Annotated in this window: 1 pseudogene; it reads right to left on the reverse strand. The window is 44.0% G+C overall.

What is annotated here, in order from left to right:
* Positions 1-2272 (reverse strand): annotated as a pseudogene (locus tag ACVC08_RS00870) (hypothetical protein); the annotation flags it as partial.

Raw genomic sequence — 2272 nt, forward strand, 5'->3', positions numbered from 1 at the left:
AGTACCAGGTAAAGGTATAGCCATCGGCCACAGTTAAGCCCGTGTCTATTGCTGGCGTGTTAATGACTTCTGTACCATTGGTGTTGATACATAATAGGTAATTGTCTTCTAAATTAAACGATGGCATTGGGTTGACTTGCAACGTTAGTTCTGCGGTAGCGTAACAGTCTGAACTGTCCATAGTCCCAATCATAGTGTCATTGTCTACTCGTACATAAATAATTTGTGGGTTGGTGACATTGGTATAGGGTATTGGTAATGGGTTAATACCTGCATCTGCATCGGCTTGTGTTAAATAGTAGCTTACGATATAGTTGGCTGGGTCTTGCCCATCTAATACTTCTGGGTTTTGTGTGGCTAAATCAAACGACACGCTGTCATTGGTTGGGTCACCATCAAATTCCATATTATCATCACATAACTGGTATAGTATAGGTTCCATATCGCTATTGGCCAGTGCGTCTTCGTGTACTTGTAAATCGAAGGTTAAGGCTGTTGTAAAACATCCGGTTACGGTATTGGTAATGTTGACATAGATGGTTTGTGGGTTGCTGGTATTGGTGTATAGCCCGCCTGGGGTTAAATCATTCATTCCTGCATCGGCCTCGGCTTGTGTTTCATGGTAGGTTACCGTGAAAATAGCGGGGTCTTGTCCGTTTAATATGGCAGGGGTCATGGTTGTAAAGTCAAAACTTTCGTATACACCATCGGTGTTTAACTCACAGTGGGTATAATCATCTACTGGGGCAACTACTGGTAATGGGTTCACGATGACATCAAAGTTAACCAGCGTGTAACAGCCTGTTCCGTTTAATCCTGTAGGGTCATCGCCATTGGTTAATCGGACATAGATGGTTTGTGGGGTGATCCCTGTATTTGGATTGGCTGGGTCTTCGTTAACATACATTGTTGGGTCTGCTATAGCGTTAGTTCCTGCTATGGCATCGTCTTGATTGGTGTAGTAGCTTGCTGTAACGCCAACTTCTCCATTGATAATAAAGGCTTCGTTTTGGGTTAAATCGAAGGTTTCTGCTAAATCATTCTCGAAAAAAACATCTACATCATCACATAGTTCCAGATCTACTGGGTCTGGACTTGGTGATGGATTTGGCAATACTCTTATGGTTACTGTTGTAAAGGATGAGCAGCCTGTATCTGCATCTTCTACGCCTACGTATAGGGTTTGTGGGGTTGCTGTATTGGTGTAATTGGTTGGGTCGGCTATGGCATTGGTTCCGGCTTGGGCATCGGCCATCGTTTCGTAGTAGCTTACTATCCAACTGGTGTTGCTTGGCCCTGTGATTTCAATGTCTTCTACGGTTAAATCAAATGCTGTTACTCCATCATTGGCCTCGTAGTAGTTGGCATCTAAGTCATCGCATTGTGAGAGCTCGTTATCGTACCCTGGGTTTAATACTGGGGGTAGACTTACTATAATCTCAAAGCTTTCGGTTGCAGTGACACAGCCATTGACTAGGCTTTCTAAGCGTATGTAAATGGTTTGTGGGTTGGTTACATTGGTATAGTTACTGGTATTGGTAATGGCATTTGCCCCGGTTTCTGCATCGGCCTGAGTTAGGTGATAGGTTAAAACAAAGTCTGCTGGGTCTTGGGCATCGTATACGTCTGGGGTGATTACGGTATCGAAATCAAATTGTGCAAAGCCATCGCCATCGTCGTCACAGATGATGTACCCGTCTGCTAATAGATCGGCTTCTAAGTCTACTACTGGTGCTGGTAAGACTTCTAATGGGAGCTCTACTATAGTAAAGCAGCCTGTGGCTGGTGTAGTCATGGTGCCTGTATTGGTAACGACTACATAAATGGTTTGGGTGTTGGCTACAATATTGTTGTATGGACTGCTTAGTGGGTTAATCATGTTTTGGGCATCGTCCATGGTTTCATAATAGGTGGCTGTTACTCCTGGCTCGCCATTAATGATTGTTGCGCTTTGGCTTTCTAAATCAAAACTGGTAAAGCCATCGTTATCGTCATCACATTCTTGGTAGGCTACTGGTGTGGCTACTGGTGATGGTAATGGGTTGACTCTTAGGTCTAGGGTGATGGTGTCGTAACAACCTGTAAGGTCTATTGAGGCTCTTACATAGATGGTTTGGGCATTAACAACATTGGTGTATAGTGTTGGTAATGGGTTAACTGCGGCATCGGCATCGGCTTGGGTTAGGTAATAGCTTAGGGTGATGCCTGTTTGTCCATTTAGTATTTGTGCGTTGGCCTCTTCTAGATTAAATTCTTCGACTTCATCGCCTGG

The organism is Pontimicrobium sp. MEBiC06410 (genome assembly GCF_053601615.1).